Origin of the sequence: Glutamicibacter sp. AOP5-A2-18 (assembly GCF_052446055.1) — a bacterium.
Classification (GTDB): Bacteria; Actinomycetota; Actinomycetes; order Actinomycetales; family Micrococcaceae; genus Glutamicibacter.
Map to the genome: position 1 here is coordinate 2,556,866 of NZ_JBQSVW010000001.1, position 19,828 is coordinate 2,576,693.

Consider the following 19,828-nt stretch of genomic DNA (forward strand, 5'->3'; position numbering starts at 1 on the left):
TGAAGTCGATACGAATGAGGGTTGAATTTTCGGCCGCTGCCTGCGGGTTTAGCGCAGGCAGGGCGTCAAATTAAACTTCCTCTACGGAGTTCGGCTCCGACCGGGAAAGGTCGATGCCTAGCTCTTCAGCGGCGCGGAACGATTCCTCGTCCGACTCACGCATTTCGATAGTGTTGCCGTCGGTACCAAGTACCTCAACGTTCAAGCACAGCGACTGCATTTCCTTGATGAGCACCTTGAACGATTCTGGAACACCTGGCTCTGGAACGTTCTCGCCCTTGACGATTGCTTCGTAGACCTTAACGCGGCCGTGGATATCATCCGACTTGATGGTCAGGATTTCCTGCAGCGTGTAAGCGGCACCGTAAGCTTCCAGTGCCCAAACTTCCATCTCACCGAAGCGCTGGCCACCGAACTGGGCCTTACCACCCAGTGGCTGCTGGGTGATCATGGAGTATGGACCGGTGGAACGGGCGTGAATCTTGTCGTCCACCAAGTGGTGAAGCTTCAAGATGTACATGTAACCAACGGAAACTGGATCTGGCAACGGATCGCCGGAGCGACCGTCAAACAGCTTGGCCTTACCGGAGTTACCAATCAGGCGCACACCGTCACGGGTCTTGCTGGTCGAATCCAGGATTCCGCGGATTTCTTCTTCCGAAGCACCATCGAAGACCGGGGTCGACACAGTAGTGGACTCAGACTCACGTGGCAGGTTAGGCAGATCGCGAACCCATGCAGGCTCGCCCTCGATCTTCCAACCCTGCTTAGCAGCCCAACCCAGGTGGATTTCCATAACCTGACCGACGTTCATACGGCCTGGCACACCCAGTGGGTTCAGGATGATATCCAGTGGAGTACCGTCCTCAAGGAATGGCATATCCTCCAGTGGCAGGATGCGGGAAATGACACCCTTGTTACCGTGACGACCAGCGAGCTTGTCACCGATCGAGATCTTGCGCTTCTGAGCAACGTATACGCGGACCAGCTGGTTGACACCAGGGGAAAGGTCATCGTCGTTGTCGCGGTCGAAGATGCGAACACCAATGACGGTACCGGACTCGCCGTGTGGAACCTTCAGGGAAGTATCGCGAACTTCGCGGGACTTCTCACCGAAGATGGCACGCAGCAAACGCTCTTCTGGGGTCAGCTCGGTTTCACCCTTAGGGGTGACACGGCCTACCAGTACGTCGCCAGCTTCAACTTCAGCACCGATGTAGACGATGCCGCGGTCATCAAGCTGGGAAAGGATATCTTCCGAGACATTCGGGATGTCGCGGGTGATTTCCTCGGCACCAAGCTTGGTGTCGCGAGCGTCAACTTCATGCTCTTCGATGTGAATCGAGGTGAGCACATCGTCAAAGATCATGCGCTGGGAGAGGATGATCGCATCCTCGTAGTTGTAACCTTCCCAAGACATGAATGCCACAAGCAAGTTCTTACCCAGGGACAGCTCACCGGAGTCGGTGGACGGACCGTCAGCGATGATCGACTGGAATTCCAGACGATCGCCTTCGGAAACGCGCACGCGCTGGTTGTAAGCGTTGCCCTGGTTAGAGCGAGCGAACTTCATGATTGGGTACATCGACTCGGTGCCGTCATCGTTCATGACAACAACCAGGTCAGCAGAAACCTCGGTGACCACACCTGGCTTGGATGCAACAACGGAGTCGCCGGCGTCAACTGCCGCGAACTTCTCCATGCCGGTACCAACCAGTGGACGCTCGGACTTCAGCAGCGGCACAGCCTGGCGCTGCATGTTAGCGCCCATCAGTGCTCGGTTAGCATCGTCGTGCTCGAGGAATGGAATCAGTGCGGTTGCAACCGAAACCATCTGGCGAGGCGAAACGTCCATGAAGGTAACTTCAGCGGCGTCGACGATAACAGGCTCGCCGCCACCACCCTTTTCACGAACCAAAACGGTCTCTTCAGCGAAGCGTCCGTTTTCGTCCAGTGGAGCGTTAGCCTGAGCGATGTAGTGCTGAAGCTCATCGTCTGCAGTCAGGTAGTCAACTTCGTTGGAAACAACGGAGTTGGATACACGACGATATGGCGTTTCGATGAAACCGAAGGAGTTAATACGGCCGTAGGTTGCCAACGAACCGATCAGACCAATGTTTGGACCTTCGGGAGTTTCAATTGGGCACATACGTCCGTAGTGGGACGGGTGAACGTCTCGAACTTCCATGCCTGCGCGGTCACGGGACAGACCACCTGGGCCCAGAGCCGACAAGCGACGCTTGTGGGTCAGGCCAGCAAGTGGGTTGTTCTGGTCCATGAACTGCGAAAGCTGCGAGGTTCCGAAGAACTCCTTGATTGCAGCAACAACAGGTCGGATGTTGATCAGGGTCTGCGGGGTGATTGCCTCAACGTCCTGGGTGGTCATGCGCTCACGCACAACACGCTCCATACGGGACAAACCGGTGCGGATCTGGTTCTCGATCAATTCGCCAACGGCGCGGATGCGACGGTTGCCGAAGTGGTCGATATCGTCAACGTTTACTGGAACGTCGACGATTTCACCCTTGCGGGTACCTTCAACGGTCTTCTCACCAGCGTGAAGAGCTACGAGGTAGCGGATCATGGCGACAAGGTCATCGAGCGAAAGCACCGATGCGTTCTCAGCGTTAACTGGAGTCTCTACACCGAGCTTGCGGTTGATCTTGTAACGGCCAACCTTGGCCAGATCGTAACGCTTAGGCTCGAAGTACATGTTCTTCAGCAATGCCTGAGCGGCCTCAACCGTAGGAGGCTCGCCTGGACGCAGCTTGCGGTAAATATCGAGCAAGGCTTCGTTCTGATCCTTGATGCTGTCCTTTTCCAAGGTAGCGCGCATCGAATCATACTGGCCGAACTCGGACAGGATCTGCTCTTCGCTCCAGCCCAGTGCCTTAAGCAGCACGGTGACCGACTGCTTACGCTTGCGGTCTAGGCGAACACCGATCTGGTCGCGCTTGTCGATTTCCAGCTCGAACCATGCACCACGGGATGGGATGATACGTGCCGAGTAGATCGTCTTGTCACTGGTCTTGTCCGGTGCGGACTCGAAGTACGCACCTGGGGAGCGCACCAGCTGGGACACAACAACACGCTCGGTGCCGTTGATAACGAAGGTGCCCTTTTCGGTCATCAGCGGGAAATCGCCCATGAACACGGTCTGCTGCTTGATTTCGCCGGTTTCATTGTTCATGAATTCAGCCTTGACATACAGCGGTGCCGAGTAAGTGGCGTCGCGGTCCTTGCACTCTGCAATCGAGTACTTAGGATCAGCGAACTCCGGCTCCGAGAAGCTCAAGGACATGGTGTCCTGGAAGTCCTCGATTGGGGAGATTTCCTCGAAGATTTCGGCCAAGCCGGAGACGTTTGGCACGCTGGTGTCACCAGCGGCTTCAGCCTTAGCTAGGCGCTCAACCCAGAACTGATTGCCGACGAGGCGGTCAAAGCTCTCGGTCTGCAATGCCAGCAGGTTAGGCACTTCAAGTGGTTCGTGAATCTTTGCAAAAGAAAGTCGGCCAGCGTATGCAGCATCGCGAGCCGAACTAGCGGTTTGGTTGTTAGGGTTGCTCGAGGCGACCAAGATGGATCCTTCCAAAGACCGTCAGGTTTCCGAACGCTTACCGTGCTAAGGTACCTGCCATAGAACAGTTCCTCTTTTTGGACCGCACAACCCACCGCTATATGAAGGCCGCGCGCGCAAACAGTAAGGCGCAAATTTCTACTCTACCGGAGGGAATTGCGCTTGTCGATACTCGGTGCACAAATCCGTGCTATAGTTTTCGCCGTTGAAATCCCGGCCACCGCAGATCCTCATATTTCTGATGAACCTGACAAACTTACCTTTGGCCCCGCGTCCTTTTCCTAATGCGCATTTGGCCTACTAATTCCGCTATTTCTCGGTAATTTCTCCACGCCCACCCACCATTTTTCTTGGGCCCCAGCTAAGGCAGCGACGCGCGCGGAACTCAAAGTATGCGTTTTGTCACAGGCGCACAAACATCTCAGCAAACGGACCTTTTGTACCCTTGGTGCACCGCAAATGAACGAGTTTTGGCGTGAGCTAGCAACATTTACTTACGCTCCGCTTTGATAGCGAATATTTCCTGAGGCCCAAGAATTACAACCAGCGTGCAGAGTTAGATATTCCGCGCGGGTCCATTGGCCCACCTATCCCCCGCGTACAAGACGGCATTTTCAGTCTCTGCCGTTCTTGCCAAACCTGAATGCAACTATCTGAATGTACCAAGGGCATGGCTGCAAGGTTTATGGCATCTTCAAGACCCAATGGTTATGCTCGAGCACACATCGACGGTCAGGAGATCTAATGAATAAGTTGCAATCGGATGAGGCATTGACCCGAGTCACCTTGGACGCGTCTCGCCGAAACATACCGATCGAGATAGTGCCACGCGAAAAGGTTAACTCTCTGGAGGAGGCCGCCGAAGCGTTGGGGATCAAATCTGGACAGCTACTGAAGTCTCTGGTGATCAAAAAATCGGATGACACGTTTGTCTTTGCTTTGATTCCCGGTGGACGAAAGCTCGATTGGGCGAAGCTGCGCAGTCAGATAGGCGTCAACAAACTCTCGCTGCCACCAGCGGACGTGGCCTGGGACGTCACCCACTACGAAAGTGGGACCATCACACCGTTTGGATCTCATACGGTGTTACCCGTATTTGTTGATTCCAGTGTCTTTGAGGAACCCGAAGCTGAACACATTGGCTTGGGAAGTGGCGACCGCGGTCATGGTCTCTTGGTTAAACCTCGTGATTTTGTTAGCGGATTTGATGCCACGATTGCTGATATTTCGACTCCGGCATAGGGAACGCGGATCGGGTAACGGAGCTCTTGATCCATTCCACCGCTGTGGTCAGCGACTTGGTGGTTGCGCTGCGTAGGGCAAGGCCCAATGGCTTTTCTACAAAGCGCGCCACCAGGTAAGCCCAGAGCAGCATAAGTCCAACAAGTCCAAAGAGCAGCACGTACTTGTTGAAGACCCCGTGAAGTTCTTCGATGATCCACCAACCCCAGAGCTGGTGGAATAGGTAGAGCGGGAAGGTCAGTGAACCGGCTACGGCCATCCACTTTGCACGAACATTCTTTAGTGGAGTCAGGGTGCATAGGGCCAGTACTGCAACACAGAGAACCGCCAGGACTTGGAAATGCCATTCTGGGATTTGTAGCCCAGAGAGATAGTCCGCATCAAAGCTGCCCTTGATACCGGTGAAGAAGGCTGCGATCGCGGTGTCAAAGATCAGCAGCGTCCAACGCATCAGGGTATGTCCGCTTTGGTAGATCAAGAACAGCATCATGCCGGCTGCAAAGAGTGCTGCATACTGACCAGCAAACCAGTCCTGCGCCTTATCCAGATTGGTGAAGTGCAGGTACAAGCCAATGCCTGGCCAGATCGCACAGAGCCACATGATGTGTTTGTTCTTCACAAAACCGAGGGCCAATAGAACACCTAGCAGGATGTAGAACCTCAGCTCCACCCAGAGGGTCCAATACACGCCGTCAAAGTCTTGGATATTAAATGCTGACTGCATCATCGTCAGGTTTGGCACGATGTCGCTGGCTGTACGTCCATCGTTACCTGACGGCCAGATCTTCAGCGACAGCACCGCGGCGGCAAGGACGGCGAACCAATAGGCCGGATAGAGCCGACCAACTCGGGATCCGATAAAACCGATCACGCTCTTGCCCTGTACGGACATGAGAATAACAAAGCCGGAAATGAGGAAGAAGAGCTGTACTCCCAATTGCCCGTAGCGGGTGAATTCAGAGAGCACCGGCCAGAACTCAGCGGCCTTGGTCCCCCAGTGATCATGCCCCCATGCCGTGTAGTGGTAGAACACCACGATCAGGGCAGCGGTGAATCGCAACGCATCGAGTAAGCCAAGTCTTGGCGCTGGTGCGTGGGTCCGAGGGGCTAATGAGTTTGACACATATTCAGCCTATGCAATGAACTTGAATAAACGCTGTTAATAGAAACGTTATAAAACAATTGCTACGAAAGTATCAGTTAACGGCTAAGGGGTCCACAGGCTTTCGCCTGTGGACCCCTTAGCAATAAGTTGCGAGTGACCGCTGTACTTACTTAACGGTTACGGTTGCGCCAGCAGCCTCGAGGGACTCCTTAGCCTTCTCCGCTGCGTCCTTTGCAACACCCTCAAGCAGAGCCTTTGGAGCTGCGTCTACGAGCTCCTTAGCTTCCTTCAGGCCCAGGGAAGTCAATGCACGAACTTCCTTGATAACTGCGATCTTCTTGTCGCCAGCCGATTCGAGAACAACGTCGAATTCGGTCTGCTCTTCAGCAGCAGCTTCGCCGCCGCCTGCAGGACCTGCAACTGCAACAGCAGCAGCAGTAACGTCGAAGGTCTCTTCGAATTCCTTAACGAACTCGGAAAGCTCGATGATGGTCATTTCCTTGAATGCGGAAAGCAGCTCTTCGTTGCTGAGCTTCGCCATGGTAGGCGTCCTTTCGGTTTTGGCCCGAAGGCCGAATGAATTTGGGATTACGTTGCGAGAGAACTCGAAAGCTTAGGCTTCTGCCGGAGCTTCCTCGGTGGCTGCGCCACCGTTCTCGTCGAGCTTTGCACGCAGTGCTTCGACGGCGCGAGCAGCAGCGGAGGCCGGAGCCTGCAGTACTGCAGCAACGCGGGCCAGCTGGGTTTCGCGGGATTCCAGTGCGGCCAGTGCAGCGATGCCACTCTGATCCAGCGCCTTACCTTCGAACCAGCCGGTCTTGATGACCAGCTTCTCGTTGGTCTTGGCGAATTCCGTGAGGCTCTTTGCAGCAGCAACAGCATCGCCCTTTACAAAGGCGATAGCGGTTGGGCCGGAAAGCTGCTCATCGAATGCATCGATGCCAGCGTTCTTAGCTGCGATTGCGGTCAAGGTGTTCTTTACAACTGCGTACTTGGTCTCCTGACCAAGAGCGCGGCGAAGTTCCTTGAGCTGTGCAACGGTAAGCCCACGGTATTCGGTCAAGACAGCCGCGGTTGCTTCGTTAAAGTCCGCAGTGATTTCTTCAATCGCTGCAGTCTTGCTCGGGGTTGCCATAACACTCCTTCCGGGGATTTGTTCGGTACCGTTTCAAAACCGGCGAGGCCATAAAAATAGCCCCGCGCAGGAGCACAGGGCAGTTCAACTTATTCAAGTTAAAACAAATCTATGTAACCTGCGTTGGTTGTCCTTTCGGACCTTTAGGAACAAATAGGAAGCCATTTGTTCAACCGACGGTCTTCGGTAGTTCTAGTCTAAAACAGATCACGCAGCCACAGCAAATCGAGCCCGAGCCCAATTGCCATGATCCTGATCACGGATTGCCAAGTACAGCAGTTGAACTGCACTTAAACTTCGAGGGAGCATGCCGACTGATCGGCATGCTCCCTAGAAATCAAAAGCTAAATAGCTTAGGCCTCAACGCGGGTTACGTTCGGGTCAACAGGGATACCTGGACCGAAGGTGGTTGCGAGGGTAGCCTTCGAGATGTAGCGACCCTTGGAAGCCGAAGGCTTCAGGCGCAATACCTCTTCGAGTGCAGCTGCGTAGTTCTCGGTCAGCTGCTTCTGATCGAACGAAACCTTACCAATGATGAAGTGAAGGTTCGAGTGCTTGTCGACGCGGAAGTCGATCTTACCGCCCTTGATGTCGCCAACAGCCTTGGCAACATCCATGGTTACGGTGCCGGTCTTAGGGTTTGGCATCAGGTTACGTGGACCCAGTACCTTACCCAAGCGGCCAACCTTACCCATGAGGTCAGGGGTAGCAACTGCTGCGTCGAAGTCAACCCAGCCGCCCTGGATCTTTTCGATCAGGTCGTCTGAACCAACGAAGTCGGCGCCAGCAGCGCGAGCTGCTTCTGCCTTGTCACCGTTAGCGAAAACAACCACGCGGGCGGTCTTACCGGTGCCGTGTGGAAGGTTTACGGTACCGCGAACCATCTGATCAGCCTTACGTGGGTCTACACCCAAGCGGAAAGCAACCTCAACGGTCGAGTTAGCCTTTTCGCCTGCGGTCTCCTTAGCCAGGGCAATTGCCTCGGCTGGAGCGTAGACATTGTTGTCGGCATCGATCTTAGCCGCGGCGGCTACGTATGCTTTGCTGCGCTTTGCCATCTGCGTTTTCTCCTTATGCAGTCGTGGTCATATGGACCGCGCGCGGTCCTGCCACGGGCGAATCGATCTATGGATCGTCTCGCCTTAGATTAAATTCTGATTTGCTATCCAACAGGTGAACAGCGGAAGGCGGAATTAGCCTTCTACGGTGACACCCATGGAGCGAGCGGTACCGGCGATGATCTTTGCTGCAGCAGCAAGATCGTTAGCGTTCAGGTCAGCCATCTTAGCGGTGGCGATTTCCTCAACCTGTGCCTGGGTAAGGTTTGCAACCTTCAGGGACTGTGGGGTACCCGAACCCTTAGCAACGCCAGCAGCCTTCTTGATCAGCTCAGCTGCAGGAGGAGTCTTGGTGATGAAAGTGAACGAACGGTCTTCGTATACGGTGATTTCAACTGGAATCACGTTACCGCGCTGCGACTCAGTCGCTGCGTTGTAAGCCTTGCAGAATTCCATGATGTTGACGCCGTGCTGACCAAGTGCTGGACCGATTGGTGGAGCTGGGTTAGCAGCACCTGCCTGGATCTGCAGCTTGATGAGTCCGGTGACCTTTTTCTTTGGGGCCATGTCGGGTCCTTCTTACTCTTGCGTTTCCCGCAGCACAGGAGCGTGGTACGGGGATCTGGCTATCGTGGCGCGACAGCCAAACGTGCCCTCACATCGATAAGCGACCGATACGGGGCACGAAGACTTAATACTACTGGATCTTATTGACCTGGTTGAAGTTCAGGGTCACTGGGGTTTCGCGTTCGAAGATCGAAACCAGAACAACCAGCTGAGCCGAATCCAGCTTGATCTCGGAGATCGTGGCCGGCATCGTTTCGAATGGACCATCGTTGACGATGACCGATTCTCCAACCTCAAAGTCCACGGTGACCTCAGTGATTGGGGCACGGCCAGGCTTGGAAGCCGATGGCTGCTCCACTGGGTCAACCACAGTGTGCTCAAGCATGGAGAAGACTTCGTCCAAGCTCAATGGGTTTGGATCATGGGCGTTGCCAACAAAACCGGTGACACCTGGAGTGTGGCGAACAACACCCCACGAAGCGTCGGTGAGTTCCATACGAACCAGAACGTAGCCCGGGATGCGAACACGGCGAACAATCTTACGCTGAGTGTTCTTGACCTCTACGACTTCTTCCATTGGTACCTGGATGTCGTAGATAAATTCTTCCATATCCTGAGTCTGGATACGGGTTTCAAGGTTCACCTTTACGCGGTTTTCGTAACCAGCGTAGGTGTGAATAACAAACCAGTCACCTGGCAGGCGGCGCAGCTTCGAGCGGAATTCTTCCTTGAGGCGTGCAACCTTGGTTTCGCCGTCTTCTTCAACTTCGGCTTCTTCATCCGAGGTTTCAGCGTCGGCTTCGTCGGCTTCAACGTCTGAGACCTCAGCGTCATCAGCATCTTCGGCTGGGGCTTCGGTCAGCTCGGTTTCAACCTCAGCGGCTGGATCTACCTGAGCGCTGTCGGCTTCAACGAACTCGTTTTCGACCTCGTCATTAATCTGCGGTTCGAGTTCCTTGTCGGACACTGCAGCTCCTGCTTTCTTTGACTGAATGACACTAAATTGCCTCGGGGCGATTATACCTCCGAGGCAACTAAATTACTGTTCTACCTGTTTAGTGAACAGGAGGATCGAACCCTGCCCGAAGACGAAGTCCAGGGCCGTCACGATCAGCATCACCACAACAACAAATCCAACAACCACCAAGAAGTAGTTGAGCAATTCGCTACGGGTTGGGGTGACAACCTTCTTAAGTTCCGCGATTACCTGTCGGATGAACAGCATGATTCGGGCGAAAAAGCCCGACTTCTGCTTACCGTTACCGGAGTTAAGAGCAGATTCGGTCACGTTCTTCCTCGTTTCAATTTTTTTGGCCAGTTGAAACAATCACGGTGCGTCGTAGCCTGACCGACCACAACACACCGTGACGTGAGATAATTCGCTGAGCGATAAATCGCTACTGCGCAGGGCAGACAGGACTCGAACCTGCAACCTGCGGTTTTGGAGACCGCTGCGCTACCAATTGCGCCACTACCCTTCGAGCTTTTCTCAGCTCTGATTACTTAGAACATCGTACCGGATGAAACCCTTGGGCTGATCCGCTGCAATGTCTGAGCAACGAGAAATAACTTTACGCAACGAAATCACAATTGTCGAACTGACAACCCTCGGTGTGGCGCAGAACGCAATGAACAGCGACTGCTGCCTGTGTGTTTATGTCATTTTCACTCACGCTCTGAGAATCTTGCACATGGGGAACTAAACTTGGTTTTAACAGCTCTCCCCATAACCAACAGGACGAACTTTTACATGTCTCGTATTTCACGCCGCATCGGCGCCATCTCTGAATCCGCGACCCTTGCAGTGGACGCCAAGGCCAAGGCCTTGAAAGCCGCAGGACGCCCAGTCATCGGGTTCGGTGCCGGTGAGCCTGACTTCCCAACGCCTGACTACATTGTTGACGCTGCGCTCAAGGCTGCAGTTGATCCAAAGAACCACCGCTACTCCCCCGCAGCCGGTCTGCCAGAATTGCGTGAAGCAATTGCCGCAAAGACACTGCGCGATTCCGGCTACGAGATCTCTGCATCCCAGGTACTGGTCACCAACGGTGGTAAGCAGGCCGTGTACAACACCTTCGCCACCTTGTTGGATCCAGGAGACGAAGTGATCGTCCCTGCTCCGTTCTGGACCACCTACCCTGAAGCAATCCAGCTGGCCGGTGGCAAGGCAGTATCGATCTTTGCCGGTCCTGAACAGGGCTACAAGGTCACCATCGAGCAGCTCGAATCGGTATTGACCGAACGCACCAAGGTATTGCTGTTCGTTTCTCCTTCAAACCCAACCGGCGCCGTGTACTCACCTGAGCAGGTTCGCGAGATCGGCCAGTGGGCTGCGTCCAAGGGCTTGTGGGTTGTCACCGACGAAATCTATGAACACCTGACCTATGGCGATGCAAGCTTCAGCTCCATTGCTACTTTGGCTCCAGAGCTTGAAGACCGCGTGGTCATCCTCAACGGTGTTGCTAAGACCTACGCGATGACCGGTTGGCGTGTGGGATGGATGGCCGGTCCAGCCGATGTCATCAAGGCTGCTACCAACTTGCAGTCGCACGCTACCTCCAACGTGGCCAATGTATCCCAGCGCGCAGCACTAGCTGCTGTTGCAGGACCACTGGATGCAGTGAACGAAATGAAGACTGCCTTTAACCGTCGCCGCTTGGCGATAGTTGAAGGGCTGAACGCTATTGACGGACTGCACTGCCCAACTCCTGAGGGTGCGTTCTACGCTTACTCGGATGTTCGTGGCCTGCTCGGTCGCGAAATCCGTGGCGTTGTTAACAACACCAGCGCCGAGCTGGCTGCCTTCATTCTGGAACAGGCTGAAGTTGCCGTTGTTCCGGGTGAAGCTTTTGGTCCTTCCGGCTACATCCGCATGTCCTACGCACTGGGTGACGCGGATCTTGCCGAGGGTGTTGCGCGTCTGGCCAATCTTTTGGGTGACGCGAAGTAACTGATCGAGTCACTACACAAGGGCGGGGTACCAAGCATTGCTTGGTACCCCGCCCTTGGTGCATCTGCTGAAGCTAGGTATTAGAGGATCTTGCGGTCCACTGCCCAACGGGTCAGTTCATGCCTGTTGGAAAGCTGTAGTTTGCGCAAAACGTTAGAGACATGTGATTCTACGGTCTTGACCGAGATAAACAGTTCTTTAGCAACTTCCTTGTAGCTGTAGCCACGAGCAATCAGGCGCATCACCTGCAGTTCCCTGTCCGAGAGCAGATCTAGCTCTTCATCAATCTCGGATACCGCCGTACTACTGCCAAAAGCGTCAAGGACAAAGCCAGCCAAACGTGGCGAAAAGACGGCATCTCCAGCAGCTACACGCCGCACGGCATCAGAGATGTCAGCCCCCGAGATGCTCTTGGTGACATAGCCTCGGGCGCCAGCACGAATCACGGTCACCACATCTTGAGCGGCATCAGAAACACTCAGCGCCAAGAATTTGGTGGTGCCCAGTAGGTCGGCACAATTTTTCAGAACCTCGGCTCCCCCACCAGCGCGCCCACCGGGAAGGTGCACGTCCAGTAAAACCACGTCTGGCTGTTTCTCGGTGATCACGGCAATGGCTTCTTCAACGGTTCCAGCTTCACCAACGATCTGCATATCACTGGCAAGATCTGCTTTGAGTCCAGAACGGAAAATTGCATGATCGTCCACCAGGACTACGCGATAGCTCTGAGTACTGTTCTCGATGCTCATGATGTTTGTTCTTCCTGCGTTGTGCTTCGTGGCATGCTCAGCTGCACTTCAGTCCCAGTTTCACTGCTTCGTATCTGCGCTGTTCCACCCGCGCGCTGCATGCGGCCAATAATTGATTCGCGGACGCCGTGACGGTCCTCGGGAACATCTTCTACGTTGAAGCCTTCCCCACGGTCACGGATAAAGACTTCCACGGATTCTTCAGAACACTCCAGATACACCGAGATCTTTCCCTCGGCATGTTTGGCAGCATTCATCATCGCTTCCCTGGCGGCCGCCACTAATGCTTGCTGACCGTCAAAGCCTTGAGCATTGCCCACCGCAATGACTTCAACGTCGCGCAGCAGTAACTGCTCAATGTCATTGGCTTCATGCTGGACTTCAACTACTACGTCTTCATCGTTTAGGTCTTGGTTGCCATAGAGCCACTGACGTAATTCACGTTCTTGGATCCTTGCCAAGGTCCTGACTGCGGCCGGGTCATCACTGCGTTTTTGGATCACGGCCAAAGTTTGCAAGACCGAGTCGTGCAAGTGGGCAGCAAATTCTGCACGTTGCGCGGCTGCTTGACGTGAACTGCGCTCCGCGAGGAAGTCGCGCCAGAGCCGAGTACCCCAAGGCAAGAGAACGATAACTGCTCCGGCAATAATGGCCAATGCGGCCCACATTCCTCCGAGCAAATCTGAGATTCCCACCGAGCCACTGAGGATGGTCAGCAGTCCACCGATCACCAGGATCAGCCCTAGACCCATGCGGATCAGAACCGGGCGGGAGTTTTTCTTGGCCGCTTGCGTCGCTTGCTCATCAAGTTGCAACCAAGCCAAAAGAATTCCGGCAAGAATTCCGATGCCCGGCCAGATCAGATCCCAGCGAATATTCCATCCGGACCATTGAGCCAGCGCGAGCACCGAAAGAACCAGCAGCCCGCTACCGATAAGAATCTCGCGCCACGAAGAGTTTGTCTCCAAGCCCTCGCGTGAACGGAAAATCCCCTGCTGTACCCGAGTCATCTCCTCGGCCAAGCTGCGCGTGCGGGTACCCCAGGAACGGATTTCATCGGCTTGCGCTTCTTCAGCGCTGGGCACAAATACCCAGAGCCATGCATAAAGGACTGCGCCGATTCCCCCGAGAGCGGTCAGTGCGATAAAGCCCAAGCGTACATAGTTCAGCGGAATACCCAAATGCGCTGAGAGCCCACCACTGACGCCAGCGATCATACGCTTCTCGCTGCGCACCAAGAGGCTTCGTTCGGGACTTTCCATAGTTCTAAGTCAAGCACGTTATGCACGACTTTTGGTGTTTGATCAGCACATCTAGGGTGACCCCTAGGGCAAATTCAGGGTATCCCCTCATAGCGGTGAGCGGTGATCACACGAGAACATAGAAGCATGAACAATTCGGAGTCCGGGCGTCGAGGCTTTTTTATCCAGCTGGGCAAGTCACCATTTATCCGCAAGGAATCACGGTGGCTTGGTGGCGTCGCTACGGGAATAGCAGATTACTTCAAGATCGACGTGATCTTGGCGCGTGGCATCGTTGTTGTGCTGAGCTTCCTCGGTGGCCTGGGGTTGATCCTTTACGGTTTGGCCTGGGCGTTGCTGCCAGATGAGCAGGGACGAATCCATCTAGAGCAAGCGATGAAGAAGGACTGGACCAGCGGGATGACTGGGGCAACGATTGTTGTTTTCTTAGGCATCTTTCCCGCTCAGTGGATCTTGGATTCCGTGACACCGGTCGTGTGGCCTATAGCCATAGCGGCGGCGATCTTGTTCATTATTTTCAGTCGAAAGAACACGAAGTTCGATAAGCCTCGGCCTTATAAGCCACGGGCGGCGAAGAACTCCACGGATAAAACAGCACACACAACCGCCATGGAGAAAACGTGGCGTGATGACACCCAGAGTTTCAGCAGCAGTGCCGCAGCAGCTCCAGGTAGATCCACTACTGAGAATTTTGATCAGGAGGAAGTCATGGCACCGAGACCGTCTGAGCCTTCAGGGGACAGCTATAGCTACGACTATTCGTACAGTCCCGAGTCGGCTTACACCCACCCCTATACACACCAGAGCGCAAAGCAAAAAGCGATGCGTAAGACACGTCTGGCTGAGCCAATTCCCGGTTGGCTCTCCACCACAGTCATCGGGCTAGTTGTCCTGGTGATGGCCGCAGTGCTGTGTGCAGACTACCTAAACTTCGTACAACTTCCAGGAGCTGGCTGGGGTGTGGCACTGGCAGTGGGTTTGTTGATCACCGGCCTCGCCATTGTTCTGGCCGCAGTAGCTGGACGCACCACCGGCGGGCTGCACGGTATCGCCGTTCCGTTGCTGGTGCTCACCATAGTCTTTTCGGGATCAGCGTTTGGAACCTCGGACCGAGAAGTTGTTCGGTCAGAAGAATCAAGCAATGAATACAGTGCCGTGTTCAGTAAGTCGGATGTGGATCTGACCCACCTGAATTCCATCACTTCTCCGACGACAGTGAAGATCGATTCAGTCTTCTCCCGACTCGATTTGAAACTTCCCTCTGATGTGCCAGTGCAGATCACCAGCGACGGGGTCTTTAATTCCCAGATGGATGGGGAACTGCCTCAGGATAATCGCGACTTCCCAGCGGATGCACCTTTACTAACCGTTGAGGTTGATGGCCTATTCTCGGCCTATGACACGCAAGTGGTCACCTCAACTTCATCCACCAACACGAACCCAGACTTCTAAGGAGTGAACAACCATGAGCACTGATTCTCATCTAGCCAAAAAGTTCCCCACTGGAACTCTGGTCTTCGGGCTGATCTTGATTGTCGTGGCCATCGCAACGCTCAGTCGCACAATGTTGAACTGGAGTTTGGACATGCCACTGTTCTTCATTATCGTGGTGGCCTTCGCCGGACTTGCGATGATCGTTTCAGGACTTTCCTCCGCTGGGAAACGACGCCAACGTGAAACCGAGATCCCAGCACCAACTGACCCAAACCTGTAACTCTTCAACCTCACGAACCTCAACTCTAAGGAGCTCGACCATGGACAAGTTCTTCAATTCCCTTCGCGCAATGCCACTACGCCGCGGACCATCGCGTATGGCCGGCGGTATCGCCGGTGGCATTGCTGACAAGTTTGGCTGGGACGTCACCCTGGTGCGAATCGGCCTGTTGCTCTCATTCTTGTTGCCCTTCATTGGCATCGCCGCATACATCGTTGCGTGGATCTTGATTCCTGCACAGGACGACAGCATCATTTTGCAGAATTGGTTACGCAAGTTCTAAGCAGCCAAGATTTCCGCAATGTTTCGCGGATTTCACTTGCATAGCTTCAAAATAAGGGCGAGACGCGGTCATTTCGGTGACTTGCAACTCGCCCTTGTGGCTTTAAGCACGTAGACTGTCATGCAGAATTGATGCTCAAAGACGCGCGGCAATTATTTGACATCCCAATGGAAATCTTTGTTGCTCTAGCAACGTTTCAACGAAACTGCGCCCAGCTTGTTGCACGAGGCTTTCCAATCTTTACGAAGCGAGGCCCAATGCGCGTTGGAATCATGACTTCAGGCGGAGACTGCCCAGGTCTTAACGCTGTGATCCGCGGTGCCGTACTCAACGGCATCAAGAGCTACGACTACGAATTCGTAGGCTTCCGGGACGGCTGGCGCGGAGTTAAGGAAGGCGACTTCTTCGAACTTCCACGCACCGCCGTTCGAGGCATCGCCAAGCAGGGTGGCACCATCTTGGGCACCTCACGCACCAACGCTTTTGAAGGTGAGCTAGGCGGAGCTGAAAACATCTCTCGCGTACTCAAAGAAAACAACATTGATGCTTTGATCGCCATTGGCGGCGAAGGTACCTTGGCTGGCGCTCAGCGCCTCTGCGCTGAAGGTCTGCCAATTGTTGGTGTTCCCAAGACCATCGATAATGACTTGGACGCCACCGACTACACCTTCGGTTTTGATACCGCTAACCAGATCGCCGTAGAAGCTATCGACCGTTTGCGTACTACCGGAGACTCCCACCACCGTTGCATGGTGGCCGAAGTAATGGGCCGCCACGTTGGCTGGATTGCCATGCACGCCGGTATGGCTTCAGGTGCTCACGCCATCTTGATTCCCGAGGTTGCTACCCCGATGGAACAGATCTGCGAGTGGGTTGCAGAAGCTCACGAACGTGGACGTGCACCGTTGGTAGTTGTCGCGGAAGGCTTTGTTCCTGAGGGAATGGAAGAGGCCTTCTCGGTGCGTGGTGTGGATACCTTCGGCCGTGCACGCCTCGGCGGCATCGGCGAGATGCTTGCCCCGGTCATTGAAGAACGCACCGGAATTGAAACCCGCGCTACCGTCTTGGGTCATATCCAACGTGGTGGCGTTCCTACCGCTTTTGACCGCGTACTGGCTACCCGTTTGGGCATGGCTGCAGTTGACTCGGTCAACGAGACCGCATGGGGCACCATGGTGGCTCTGCACGGCACCAAGGTGCTGCGTGTGCCATTGCGTGCTGCGCTCAATAACCTTAAGCGTGTGCCAATGGATCGCTACGAAGAAGCAGCAGTACTCTTCGGATAATCTTTAGCACTAGAACATAGGTAAGGCCGAGAATGCATTGCATTCTCGGCCTTACCTATATACGCATGTTGCTTTGGCGGTACTAGCCCTGTGGAGGGGTGCGCAGGAAGCCGGTAAAGCGTCCAGCGACCTGTCCAGCATCAGGAGTCACGATGACGTCCTGGGTTGCTGGGTAGTTGGTTTCACCGTCAACAACAGTCAGTACGGAATCCGGATCCACATTTCGCTTGATCACGGCCAAGGCAATGGGACCGGCTTCATAGTGCAGGGTGGCTGAGGTGATGTGACCAACGGTCCGCTCCCCCAGCTTGACCTCAGCACCGGTGGACGGGAGCGTGTGCAGCGAACCATCAAGGTCCAAGAAGACAACACGACGTGGTGGATGCCCAATGTTGTGTACTCGGGCCACGGTTTCCTGACCCTTGTAACAACCCTTTTCTAGGTGCACAGCAGTGCGCAACCAGTCCAGTTCATGCGGGATGATCTTCTCGTCAATCTCTGCACCAAAGCGTGGTTCCCAGGCGGCAATGCGCAAGGATTCAACAGCCATCATGCCAGCTAGTTCTTCCTCGGCTACGGCTTGTTCAAGCTGATCAAGAGCAACCACATGCAACAACCACGGACGGTCCTTGCCCGGGTGGTCTTCGCGTGAATACGCCCAACCACCGTCGACAACGCCAGGCCAAGGATCTACCCAAACGAGGGATGACGCAGTAGGGATCTGACGAGTTGCAGCCAGCACTCCGTGCGTTGCCGAAAGGTTGTTAACCTCTACTCGCAGCATGAAGCGCATCGAATTCAAGAACTGTTCCAGGGCTGCTCCAGCACCAGGTTCAACGATGAGCACTAGACGGTCCTGGTCAGCCAGCACCTTCATCTCATGTTCAACACGGCCCTGAATTGAAAGCAACAAAGTTTGGGTGCTCTGCGTTGGCTTGAGCGTGGTGATCCGCTGAGTGCTGAGCGTATCAAGCCAGCTCGCGCGGTCCTCGCCACGAATTTCGAGAACATCAAAGTGGCTCAGGTCTGCAATGGCCTGACCTTCAGCCAGCTTGCGGGCTTCACGAGTAGGCGCACCATAGTGCGCAGCAACGCCGGCATCGACACCGCCGGCTTCAATGGCGCCAGCACGTGAGAGCAAGACCGAGCGGTAAGTTTCGCTCATATCTACTTCACCGAGTTTTCAGTATTCACGCGCTTGAGCGCGGCCGAAGCGTGAGCTTTCAGATCAAGATTGCCTTGGGATACATCCCAGCGCCAGAACAGTTCACCGTTAACCAACCCGTAGATGCGGGTTGAGGAAGCATATTCTTTGGCGTTCTTACTGCGTAGCAGTCCTTCGGTGGCCAGCTGAATGCGTGGGCCATCAATGAGTCCGTAGTACAGCTCAGAAAGCCCACCTGGGTGCACGATGTGCGCCTGAATCTTGAAGCCCTCATCGGTGTGCAACTTCTGAACGTCGTCAGCTGAACGCAACACTGGGAAGATATCCCCCGGAGTCATGCCAGGGCCTGCATCAGCTTCTTGCTGCTTGCGATCCAAGGACCAGAAACCGTTTTCTACGGCAAGGATTCGTAGCTTAGTTCCGTCGGCTTCGGTGAGCCATGCTTCGCTACGGTACTCAAGGTAGGGGGCACCAACATCACGGAAGGTGACTTGTTGCCAAAAGTATTCGTCCTCGGCTTCGCCGTCGCCTAGTCGGCCCGCACCTTCCCAGGTGCCAATGAGCCAAGCGAAAGGTACTAGTTCCGGGGTGAGGTCCGTTGGGAGATCAAATGCCATGGACTACTCGCTTCCTCTAATTCATTGGTGAAATGAAAAACAGCGCACACGTTATTGTGTGCGCTGCTTTTGCTTTTGACCTACTTCTGACCCTGGAAGAGACGCTTTACTACCAAGCCTGCAAAGCCCGCCATACCAAGACCGGCGATCACAACGAGTGCCTGGAAGAAAATTTCGAGTGCAAGATAATTTTCATTCATGGCTTCATCTTAGCGCGATACCGAGGAGAACTTCGACACGCGTGACGTAGCCCGCACTCAGTTGTTTCATTTCGTTTCTAGATGAACGCCAAAACTTCCATGACGTACCAACTCGAAGCACCGCTGAGCAAGATGATTCCCGAGGACAGCCCCAGAATTCCGCTGAGGTTGCGCACACTTCGACTGGCCAATGCCAGCGCTCGTAATGAGCCGACAAGAAGTCCGGCAATCAGTCCCATAGCGGCACCTTGGTACCACAGAATGTCTACCGGTAGAGCGCTGGCCGCAGCTCCCAAGGCAACTGCCACCAAGGGTGCCAGGATCATGGTGATGCGGTTAGGAAGGCGGGTGACCACAATGGCTCCGGCGCCCAACAATGCACTGACCGTCACGACCGCGATGCCAAAACCGTAGGAAACTTCGGCGCTGGCAGACCAAGCTGATCCCAAGACGCCAAGCACCATGCCGGTGACTCCTGAGACCACGCCAGCTAGCCGTCCTTCGGCCTCCGCACCGCGAAGAACCTGAGAGATAAACACCAGCAGTACGCCCACCGCGATGACTTCCACACCGTGTGACATCACAGAGGATCCGGGCATAAACAGCGTCGCGGAGGTGGCCGCCAGTGAACAAATAGCAATGATGATTGAAATGGGCCACGGTGCATCGGAGCGGACCATTCGAGGCCAAGTGAACGCAAAAATCAGCTGTAATATTGCGGTCACGAGACCCATCGGCCACGACAGTGTCGAAAGGCTTGCGGCCCCGGCCAATAGGGCAGCAGCGACGAACCCGCACAATAAGACTTTGATTCTCAAACTAAGTTTCCTGACGGTAATGTGTCTGCATCTGCGTGTTCACATGCATGATTCAAGTGATTCTTTCCTTATACTGTGACACGTAAAGATCATTTATTCG

General features: G+C 54.6%; 19 protein-coding genes and 1 tRNA gene. 6 read left to right on the forward strand and 14 right to left on the reverse strand.

All coding sequences use genetic code 11. From position 1 onward, the window contains the following. Positions 1 to 70: 70 nt before the first annotated feature. Positions 71 to 3,577 (reverse strand): DNA-directed RNA polymerase subunit beta, encoded by a 3,507-nt coding sequence (rpoB, locus tag ACT3RW_RS12275; protein WP_262199591.1) that lies wholly within the window; start codon positions 3,575 to 3,577, stop codon positions 71 to 73. 744 nt (positions 3,578 to 4,321) lie between these two features. Between rpoB and ACT3RW_RS12280 the strand changes: the two genes are divergently transcribed. After that, positions 4,322 to 4,819: an aminoacyl-tRNA deacylase gene (locus ACT3RW_RS12280; protein ID WP_262199590.1), complete on the forward strand. Its 498-nt coding sequence runs from the start codon at positions 4,322 to 4,324 to the stop codon at positions 4,817 to 4,819. Here the strand turns inward: ACT3RW_RS12280 and ACT3RW_RS12285 are convergent. The 8 genes from ACT3RW_RS12285 to ACT3RW_RS12320 all read right to left on the reverse strand — a co-directional run bounded on the left by ACT3RW_RS12285 (position 4,773) and on the right by ACT3RW_RS12320 (position 10,162). After that, complete coding sequence (locus ACT3RW_RS12285; protein WP_444613938.1) at positions 4,773 to 5,942, reverse strand: acyltransferase family protein; 1,170 nt, start codon at positions 5,940 to 5,942, stop codon at positions 4,773 to 4,775. The two genes, ACT3RW_RS12280 and ACT3RW_RS12285, sit on opposite strands and share 47 nt — an antisense overlap. A 148-nt stretch (positions 5,943 to 6,090) precedes the next feature. Further along, positions 6,091 to 6,465, reverse strand: coding sequence for a 50S ribosomal protein L7/L12 (gene rplL / locus ACT3RW_RS12290; protein WP_131088797.1), 375 nt, complete (start codon positions 6,463 to 6,465; stop codon positions 6,091 to 6,093). A 72-nt stretch (positions 6,466 to 6,537) separates the two neighbouring features. Next, the gene (gene rplJ, locus ACT3RW_RS12295) at positions 6,538 to 7,059 is read right to left on the reverse strand and encodes a 50S ribosomal protein L10 (RefSeq protein WP_131088798.1); all 522 of its coding nucleotides are present in this window, start codon (positions 7,057 to 7,059) and stop codon (positions 6,538 to 6,540) included. 353 nt (positions 7,060 to 7,412) lie between these two features. Continuing rightward, positions 7,413 to 8,117 (reverse strand): 50S ribosomal protein L1, encoded by a 705-nt coding sequence (gene rplA, locus ACT3RW_RS12300; RefSeq protein WP_131088799.1) that lies wholly within the window; start codon positions 8,115 to 8,117, stop codon positions 7,413 to 7,415. Positions 8,118 to 8,252: 135 nt separating this feature from the next. Beyond that, a complete protein-coding gene (gene rplK / locus ACT3RW_RS12305) occupies positions 8,253 to 8,684 on the reverse strand; it encodes a 50S ribosomal protein L11 (protein ID WP_022874150.1) in 432 nt (143 codons plus the stop codon). Positions 8,685 to 8,814: 130 nt separating this feature from the next. Continuing rightward, positions 8,815 to 9,651: a transcription termination/antitermination protein NusG gene (gene nusG, locus ACT3RW_RS12310; RefSeq protein ID WP_444613939.1), complete on the reverse strand. Its 837-nt coding sequence runs from the start codon at positions 9,649 to 9,651 to the stop codon at positions 8,815 to 8,817. 72 nt (positions 9,652 to 9,723) lie between these two features. Further along, positions 9,724 to 9,972, reverse strand: coding sequence for a preprotein translocase subunit SecE (gene secE / locus ACT3RW_RS12315; RefSeq protein WP_131088801.1), 249 nt, complete (start codon positions 9,970 to 9,972; stop codon positions 9,724 to 9,726). 117 nt (positions 9,973 to 10,089) lie between these two features. Continuing rightward, positions 10,090 to 10,162: transfer RNA gene (locus tag ACT3RW_RS12320), tRNA-Trp, on the reverse strand. A 272-nt stretch (positions 10,163 to 10,434) separates the two neighbouring features. Here ACT3RW_RS12320 and ACT3RW_RS12325 point away from each other — a divergent pair. After that, entirely contained in the window at positions 10,435 to 11,634 is a 1,200-nt protein-coding gene (locus ACT3RW_RS12325; RefSeq protein ID WP_131088802.1) for a pyridoxal phosphate-dependent aminotransferase, read from the forward strand. 80 nt (positions 11,635 to 11,714) lie between these two features. Here the strand turns inward: ACT3RW_RS12325 and ACT3RW_RS12330 are convergent, their stop codons facing one another. Both ACT3RW_RS12330 and ACT3RW_RS12335 read right to left on the reverse strand, forming a co-directional pair. Further along, positions 11,715 to 12,383 carry a LuxR C-terminal-related transcriptional regulator gene (locus ACT3RW_RS12330; RefSeq protein ID WP_131088803.1) on the reverse strand — a complete coding sequence of 223 codons (669 nt, stop codon included), beginning with the start codon at positions 12,381 to 12,383 and terminating at the stop codon, positions 11,715 to 11,717. Continuing rightward, entirely contained in the window at positions 12,380 to 13,645 is a 1,266-nt protein-coding gene (locus ACT3RW_RS12335) for an ATP-binding protein (protein ID WP_131088804.1), read from the reverse strand. The genes ACT3RW_RS12330 and ACT3RW_RS12335 overlap by 4 nt, the downstream gene beginning before the upstream one ends. 126 nt (positions 13,646 to 13,771) lie before the next feature. On the opposite strand from ACT3RW_RS12335, the gene ACT3RW_RS12340 reads away from it, so the two are divergent. From ACT3RW_RS12340 to ACT3RW_RS12355, 4 genes are all read left to right on the forward strand, one after another. Continuing rightward, the gene (locus tag ACT3RW_RS12340; protein ID WP_444613940.1) at positions 13,772 to 15,097 is read left to right on the forward strand and encodes a PspC domain-containing protein; all 1,326 of its coding nucleotides are present in this window, start codon (positions 13,772 to 13,774) and stop codon (positions 15,095 to 15,097) included. A 13-nt stretch (positions 15,098 to 15,110) separates the two neighbouring features. After that, a complete protein-coding gene (locus tag ACT3RW_RS12345) occupies positions 15,111 to 15,359 on the forward strand; it encodes a hypothetical protein (RefSeq protein WP_131088806.1) in 249 nt (82 codons plus the stop codon). Between the two features lie 40 nt (positions 15,360 to 15,399). Then, the gene (locus ACT3RW_RS12350; RefSeq protein ID WP_131088807.1) at positions 15,400 to 15,642 is read left to right on the forward strand and encodes a PspC domain-containing protein; all 243 of its coding nucleotides are present in this window, start codon (positions 15,400 to 15,402) and stop codon (positions 15,640 to 15,642) included. Positions 15,643 to 15,899: 257 nt separating this feature from the next. Further along, the gene (locus ACT3RW_RS12355) at positions 15,900 to 16,928 is read left to right on the forward strand and encodes a 6-phosphofructokinase (protein ID WP_131088808.1); all 1,029 of its coding nucleotides are present in this window, start codon (positions 15,900 to 15,902) and stop codon (positions 16,926 to 16,928) included. An 82-nt stretch (positions 16,929 to 17,010) separates the two neighbouring features. Here ACT3RW_RS12355 and ygfZ read toward each other — a convergent pair whose 3' ends face one another. The 3 genes from ygfZ to ACT3RW_RS12370 form a co-directional block, all read right to left on the reverse strand. Next, entirely contained in the window at positions 17,011 to 18,093 is a 1,083-nt protein-coding gene (ygfZ, locus tag ACT3RW_RS12360; RefSeq protein ID WP_444613941.1) for a CAF17-like 4Fe-4S cluster assembly/insertion protein YgfZ, read from the reverse strand. Positions 18,094 to 18,095: 2 nt separating this feature from the next. After that, positions 18,096 to 18,710: an FABP family protein gene (locus ACT3RW_RS12365; RefSeq protein WP_131088810.1), complete on the reverse strand. Its 615-nt coding sequence runs from the start codon at positions 18,708 to 18,710 to the stop codon at positions 18,096 to 18,098. A gap of 277 nt (positions 18,711 to 18,987) precedes the next feature. Then, on the reverse strand, positions 18,988 to 19,728 hold the full coding sequence (locus tag ACT3RW_RS12370; RefSeq protein WP_262199584.1) for a hypothetical protein: 741 nt from the start codon (positions 19,726 to 19,728) through the stop codon (positions 18,988 to 18,990). Between the last annotated feature and the right edge of the window lie 100 nt (positions 19,729 to 19,828).

Coding starts and splice junctions, on each gene's coding strand:
- ACT3RW_RS12280 (WP_262199590.1), top strand. CDS start 4,322: ATGAATAAGTTGCAATCGGATGAGGCATTGACCCGAGTCACCTTGGAC.
- rplL (WP_131088797.1), bottom strand. CDS start 6,465: ATGGCGAAGCTCAGCAACGAAGAGCTGCTTTCCGCATTCAAGGAAATG.
- rplJ (WP_131088798.1), bottom strand. CDS start 7,059: ATGGCAACCCCGAGCAAGACTGCAGCGATTGAAGAAATCACTGCGGAC.
- rplA (WP_131088799.1), bottom strand. CDS start 8,117: ATGGCAAAGCGCAGCAAAGCATACGTAGCCGCCGCGGCTAAGATCGAT.
- rplK (WP_022874150.1), bottom strand. CDS start 8,684: ATGGCCCCAAAGAAAAAGGTCACCGGACTCATCAAGCTGCAGATCCAG.
- ACT3RW_RS12325 (WP_131088802.1), top strand. CDS start 10,435: ATGTCTCGTATTTCACGCCGCATCGGCGCCATCTCTGAATCCGCGACC.
- ACT3RW_RS12330 (WP_131088803.1), bottom strand. CDS start 12,383: ATGAGCATCGAGAACAGTACTCAGAGCTATCGCGTAGTCCTGGTGGAC.
- ACT3RW_RS12335 (WP_131088804.1), bottom strand. CDS start 13,645: ATGGAAAGTCCCGAACGAAGCCTCTTGGTGCGCAGCGAGAAGCGTATG.
- ACT3RW_RS12340 (WP_444613940.1), top strand. CDS start 13,772: ATGAACAATTCGGAGTCCGGGCGTCGAGGCTTTTTTATCCAGCTGGGC.
- ACT3RW_RS12345 (WP_131088806.1), top strand. CDS start 15,111: ATGAGCACTGATTCTCATCTAGCCAAAAAGTTCCCCACTGGAACTCTG.
- ACT3RW_RS12350 (WP_131088807.1), top strand. CDS start 15,400: ATGGACAAGTTCTTCAATTCCCTTCGCGCAATGCCACTACGCCGCGGA.
- ACT3RW_RS12355 (WP_131088808.1), top strand. CDS start 15,900: ATGCGCGTTGGAATCATGACTTCAGGCGGAGACTGCCCAGGTCTTAAC.
- ygfZ (WP_444613941.1), bottom strand. CDS start 18,093: ATGAGCGAAACTTACCGCTCGGTCTTGCTCTCACGTGCTGGCGCCATT.
- ACT3RW_RS12365 (WP_131088810.1), bottom strand. CDS start 18,710: ATGGCATTTGATCTCCCAACGGACCTCACCCCGGAACTAGTACCTTTC.